Raw genomic sequence first — 249 nt, forward strand, 5'->3', positions numbered from 1 at the left:
GGCTAACTTTTTTTCTTCATTGAGCCACATTGGTGCAGGACAAACTTTATACTCTGCAAAGCTTGCTTGCGCTGCTAAGCCTATAGATGGCCAGTGTTCCCGATAAATCTTTAATAGGTAAGCTTGCTGCGCTGTATGGACAAGGAAATTATCGTTACTTAAACCACTATACAAACGCTCACTACTGAGAACATTAAGTTGCGGGTCAAAAGCGCTAAATATAGCGCTTATATTGTCAAAGGTCATTGT

General features: G+C 40.6%; 1 protein-coding gene. It reads right to left on the reverse strand.

From position 1 onward, the window contains the following. A partial coding sequence (locus tag R0K30_RS22910) for a hypothetical protein (protein ID WP_410613256.1) occupies positions 1-249 on the reverse strand: 249 nt, incomplete at both ends.

The sequence above is a fragment of the Bacillus sp. SIMBA_154 genome, assembly GCF_046536015.1.
In the GTDB taxonomy this organism is placed as follows: Bacteria; Bacillota; Bacilli; order Bacillales; family Bacillaceae; genus Bacillus; species Bacillus pumilus_P.